Source organism: Flavonifractor sp. An306, from assembly GCF_002159455.1.
Taxonomy (GTDB): Bacteria; Bacillota; Clostridia; order Oscillospirales; family Oscillospiraceae; genus Flavonifractor.
The window spans coordinates 1-5189 of the sequence record NZ_NFIQ01000123.1 but is presented as its reverse complement, the minus strand read 5'-3'; the positions used below and the strand labels follow the sequence as shown (position 1 = coordinate 5189).

Below are 5189 nucleotides of genomic sequence, written 5' to 3'. Positions count from 1 at the left end.
ATCGTGTCCTACGGCGCCCCGGTGCTGCCGGGGGCCATGTTTCTGCTGGGCTACTTCGCCGACGGTACCCCCATTCTGGTCCTGCCCAGGGCCCGCTCCAGGGGCAGAATTTCTGTCCCAAGGGGGGAGAGGGGACCGGTCATTTGGACCACCGCCGCCTCCAGCGAAATTCCGGTGACCATTTACACGCCTTTCCCGAAGGGGCAGATGGGGTAATGGCATTCCGGACAGCCCAGGCACAGCCCGCCGTGGCCCAGGGCCTTCAGGTCGGCCCGGCTGACCCTTACCCCGGCGGCGATCCGGGGGAGCATCAGGTCGAACACGGTGGCCTTGGCGTACATGACGCAGCCGGGCAGGCCCAGAATGGGGGTACCGTCGGCGAAGTAGCCCAGCAGAAACATGGCCCCCGGCAGCACCGGGGCGCCGTAGGACACGATCTCCGCCCCGGTGTCCCTGATGGCCCCGGGGGTGCGGTCATCGGGGTCCACGCTCATGCCGCCGGTGCACAGAATCAGGCTCACGCCTTTCGCCTTGAAATCCAGAGCGGCGGCGGTGATGGCCGCCATGTCGTCCCCTGGCAGACAGTGGTGGGTGACCTCCATGCCGTAGGCGGCCAGCTTCCGGATGATGACGGGGGTAAAGCTGTCCGGAATCAGGCCCTTGGCCACCTCGCTGCCGGTGGTGATCAGGCCGCAGGTCTTTAATTTCCAGGGGGTAAGGGAGAGAATAGGGGTGGCACCTGCCCGCTCCTCCACCGCCTTCAGCTTGTCCTCTGCGATGACCAGGGGGATGATGCGGGTGCCCGCCAGCTTGTCCCCTTTGTGAACGGCGGTGTTGGTGTGGCGGGTGGCAATCATGATCTCATCCTCGCCATTGATGGCGTTGAGCCGTTCCACATCCACCTGGAACAGGCCGTCGCAGTCGGCGATGAGCTCGATCTTGCCCTCCTTCACCGGCGTGGGGTGCATATGCTCATTCTGGCACAGGGCCCGCAGCCGCTCTGCCGCCTCGTCCTCGTGGAGCATGCCGCTCTGCTTTTCCCACACGTACAGGTGCTCCTTGCCCATGGAGAGCAGCACGGGGATATCCTCTTCCGTCACCACGTGTCCCTTGCGGAATCGGGCGTCCTTGGTGACGCCGGGGATGATCTGGGTCAAATCATGGCAGAGCACGTGGCCAACGGCCCGCCGGGTGTCGATGAGCTTCATATTGTGTTCCTCCCAAACAAAAAAGAGGTACCGTCTTTCACGGTACCTCCGGGCAAAAGGGTAGAATACCCCCTTTTTCCATGAGGCTCCTTTTCAAAGACGGAAGGCCGGGCCGTTTCCAGCCGGACCCTGGCGGAGCGCCATAGGCAGAGCCCTTAGGCGGTACCGCTCGGAGCATATCCAATTATAGACAGGATACCATAAATTTTGCGAAATTGCAATGGTCAGCGGTCCCGGCGTATGTTACACTATCGGAGAAAGGGGAGAACGCTATGGGAGAGCTGCGGGGGCGCTTTGCCCCAAGTCCCAGCGGGCGGATGCATCTGGGCAATCTGTTTTCCGGCCTGCTGGCCTGGCTGTCGGTGCGTGCCGCCGGGGGCGTGATGGTGCTGCGGATGGAGGATCTGGATCCGGACCGGTGCAAAGAGGAATATGCCGCCCAGCTGGCCGACGATCTGCGCTGGCTGGGGCTGGACTGGGACGAGGGCTATGGGAAGGGCGGCCCCCACGGCCCCTATCGCCAGAGCGAGCGCACCCAGCTGTATGCCGCCGCCTTCCATGCGCTGGAGGGCCGGGGCCTGATCTATCCCTGCTTCTGCACCCGGGCGGAGCGGCTGGCGGCCTCCGCCCCCCACCGCTCCGATGGGCAGGCGGTCTACAGCGGAAGGTGCAGGCACTTGACAGAGAAGCAGCGGGAGGAACTGGCCCAAACCCGCCGTCCGGCCTGGCGGCTGGAGGTCCCCGACAGGGAAGTGGACTTCCTGGACGGGGTACAGGGCTTTTTTGCGGAAAATCTGCTCCGGGACTGCGGCGATTTCATTCTCCGCCGCTCCGATGGGGTGTACGCCTATCAGCTGGCGGTGGTGTACGACGACGGGGCCATGGCAATCAATCAGGTGGTGCGGGGACGGGATCTGCTGGACTCCACCCCCCGGCAGCTCTATCTGTACGGGCTGCTGGGGCTGACTCCGCCGGAGTTTTACCATGTGCCCCTGCTGGTGGCCCCCGACGGGCGGCGGCTGTCCAAGCGGGAGAGGGACCTGGACATGGGGGCCCTGCGGCAGCGGTTCACCCCGGCGGAGCTCACCGGCCTGCTGGGGTATTGGGCGGGACAGCTGGACCGGCCGGAGCCGGTGACGCCGGCGGAGCTGGCCGGATGCTTCGACTGGTCCAAGGTGCCCCAAACGGACATCACAGTGGAGGGCGAGTGGTAAAAAGTGGGCCGCGGCGGATGCCGCGGCCCACTTTTATCTGTCTGTTCAGCCGGTTACCAGTCGGGATAGGCCTGCCCAAACCGCATGAGCAGGGCGGCGGCCTGGGACCGGGTGGCCTCTCCCTGGGGGGAGAGGGTGGAGCCGTCGCCGGTGCCGGTGATCAGCCCCGCGCCGCAGGCCCACTCCATGGCCTGGAGGGCCCACGGGCTCACGTCGTCGGCGTCGGTATAGGAGGTAAGGCCGCTGTCCGTCCCGTTGGACAGGTCATAGCCCCGGTCCTGGGCGTAGCGGTAGAGCATGACAGCCAGCTGTTCCCGGGTGATGGGGTCGCCGGGGCCAAAGGCGCCGTTTCCGTAGCCGGAGACAATGCCGTCCCTGGCGGCCCAGCGGATGGCCTCGGTATACCACTGACCCAGGGGCACGTCGGCAAAGTCCATGGCGTAGCTGGCCTGGGGGCTGCCCACCGAACGCCAGAGGATGGCGGCCACCATGGCCCGGGAGGTGGTCAGCTGGGGGTCAAAGGCGTCGGCGGCGGTGCCGGTCATCAGGCCCCGGCCGTAGATGTAGCGCACCCCGTCGGCGTACCAGGCGTCGTTGGGCACGTCGGCAAAGGGCAGGGTGAGGCGGAAAACGGCCGACACCGTCACGTCGTCGGCGGGCATGGAAAAGGTGTAGCTGCCATCGCCCTGGTGGATCAGCTCCACCTCCGTGCCCTTGGAGGTGGCGGCGGTGAGGGAGGCCAGCTCATATCCCTGGTGGGGGGTGGCGGTCACCGTCACGGTGCCGCCCTTGGCGGCGCTTCTGGGGGTGACGGTCACCACACCGTGCTCCGCATCCGCCAGGGAGACGGCATAGACGGGCGTGGAGCCGCCCCACCAGCCGCCGCCGGAGGAGGGGGGCGCGGTCACCGTCACGGCGCAGCTGGCGGTTGTTCCGCTGCCATCGGCGGCCGTGGCGGTGATGGTGGCCGAGCCGGGGGCCACGGCGGTCACCACGCCGTCCGCCACCGTGGCCACGGCCTGGTTATCGCTGCTCCAGGTCACCCGCTTGTCGGTGGCGGTGTCCGGGGTGATGGCGTAGGTCAGCTCCGCCGTCTCGCCCGGTGCCAGGGTCAGGCTGGTCTTGTCCAGGGTGACGCCGGTGGCCATGTAGCGAAGGTTGCCGGGGTTGGTAACTGTGCCGCCGGCCTCGATGAGGGAGCCGTAGATGAACACGGGGCCGGTGTTATCCAGCGTGCTGCCATCTTCCAGGGTGAGGGTCACCCCCTGGGGGATGGTGAGGGACTGATCCTGGCCCACGGTGATGGTGTCGGCAAAGGTATGGGTAGTCGACGAAATGGTTTTGCTGATGGGAAGGGTCAGGTCCGAGGTGAGGACAGTGCCGCCGTAGACCTGTCCGCTTTCCCCCTGAAAGACCGTGCCCTGCCAGGCGTCCTGCTGGCTGGTGTCCTGAATGTCAGCCAGGCCGCCGCTGGCAAAGACCAGGGCGCCGGGGCCGATGGAACAGGAGCCGGGGCCTCCGTCGCTGCCTCCATTGGCGCCGCTGCCACCGCCGATGGCGGCGCCAGCGGTGCTGGTGGCAAAGACCGTGCCGCCGCGGATGTTGGCGGTACCGCCGTCGCCGCCGTTGCATATGCTGTTGTCCATGCTGAAGGTACCGCCGCCGCCAATGGCGGCGCCAAAGGTGCTGGCGGCAAAGACCGTGCCGCCGTAGATGTTGACGGAGCCGTATCCCTTGCCGGTAAAAATGGCTACACCGCTGTCGCTTGTGGCGGTGACCGCGCCGCCGTAGATGCTGAGGTTGCCGATATAGCCGCCGCTGTTCTCGTCGACGGTGCCGCCAATGGCGCAGTCTATGGTGTCGGCGGTGGCGGAGACGTTGCCGCCGCAGAGGGTCAGGGAGGTAGCGATGCCCTCACTGGCGATGAGGGCGTTCAGCTCCCCGCTGTCCCCCGACTGGCCGTAGATGGTGAGGCTGGCGCCCTGCTCCAGGTTGATAGCGGCTTTGATGGTGAGGACGCAGGCGTCCGCCAGGATCAGGTACACGTCGCCGGTGACGCTGACGCACCGATCATCGGGGTCGGGCTCGCCGCTCCGGTCAATGGTGACCTGGCCGGAGGCCACGTACCAGCCGTCGCTCCATTGGGTGGTGCCGCTGTCAATGGTGGTGTAGGTCTCAACCGTCCTGAGCTCCTCCGTCACCGCGCTGCCGTTCCAGCCGCGCTGGAGGTAGGTCACCGGCCCGTCCGCCGCCAGGGCGGCGGCGGGCAGCAGGGTCAGGCACAGGGCCAGACAGGTCACAACGCTGAGGAGTTTTTGTCTCATATCCTTCCTACTGTTCCGGGCGGCGGGGCCGCCCATGGTTTTTGAACTGTGCGCCTGTCTATACTGTACCACAAACGGACGGATTTGCCATCGCTCTTTTTACCACAAAAAAGAGGGGGGCCGGAAGGTACCCCAACATAAGGACAACAACAAAACCGATTTTGCGCATCAGCGAGAAAGGGTCTGCGGAAATCCGCAGGCCCTTCTTTTTGCGCACGTCAAAAAAGAACGCCGATAGCTGGTTGACTGTCCTCGCCCCTGCTATTTGAGAAGTGCTGCGAAAAACAATCTCTCGATGTTTCACAAAAACGACTTTCGAAAATTTGAATCTAGTTAGGGCTTGTTTGAAAAATCAGGAGACTTGTTCTAAGTCAACAGAATTGCAATGGCGGCAAGGTGAACGAAGGCCAAGAAGGAGGTGTCCAGCATGTCGTATCTGGTAG

Annotated in this window: 4 protein-coding genes and 1 riboswitch; of the genes, 2 read left to right on the top strand and 2 right to left on the bottom strand. The window is 65.1% G+C overall.

What is annotated here, in order from left to right:
- Positions 1-216 (top strand): hypothetical protein (locus B5F88_RS20435; RefSeq protein ID WP_343286488.1); only part of this gene is annotated, 216 nt, incomplete at its 5' end.
- Here the strand turns inward: B5F88_RS20435 and B5F88_RS18350 are convergent.
- Entirely contained in the window at positions 183-1208 is a 1026-nt protein-coding gene (locus B5F88_RS18350; protein WP_087348882.1) for a molybdopterin-binding protein, read from the bottom strand. The two genes, B5F88_RS20435 and B5F88_RS18350, sit on opposite strands and share 34 nt — an antisense overlap.
- A gap of 70 nt (positions 1209-1278) precedes the next feature.
- A riboswitch (molybdenum cofactor riboswitch) is annotated at positions 1279-1395 on the bottom strand.
- 85 nt (positions 1396-1480) lie between these two features.
- Here B5F88_RS18350 and gluQRS point away from each other — a divergent pair.
- Positions 1481-2422, top strand: coding sequence for a tRNA glutamyl-Q(34) synthetase GluQRS (gene gluQRS, locus B5F88_RS18345; protein WP_087348880.1), 942 nt, complete (start codon positions 1481-1483; stop codon positions 2420-2422).
- A 53-nt stretch (positions 2423-2475) separates the two neighbouring features.
- Here gluQRS and B5F88_RS18340 read toward each other — a convergent pair whose 3' ends face one another.
- Entirely contained in the window at positions 2476-4746 is a 2271-nt protein-coding gene (locus tag B5F88_RS18340; protein ID WP_162612245.1) for an S-layer homology domain-containing protein, read from the bottom strand.
- Between the last annotated feature and the right edge of the window lie 443 nt (positions 4747-5189).

Coding starts and splice junctions, on each gene's coding strand:
- B5F88_RS18350 (WP_087348882.1), bottom strand. CDS start 1,208: ATGAAGCTCATCGACACCCGGCGGGCCGTTGGCCACGTGCTCTGCCAT.
- gluQRS (WP_087348880.1), top strand. CDS start 1,481: ATGGGAGAGCTGCGGGGGCGCTTTGCCCCAAGTCCCAGCGGGCGGATG.
- B5F88_RS18340 (WP_162612245.1), bottom strand. CDS start 4,746: ATGAGACAAAAACTCCTCAGCGTTGTGACCTGTCTGGCCCTGTGCCTG.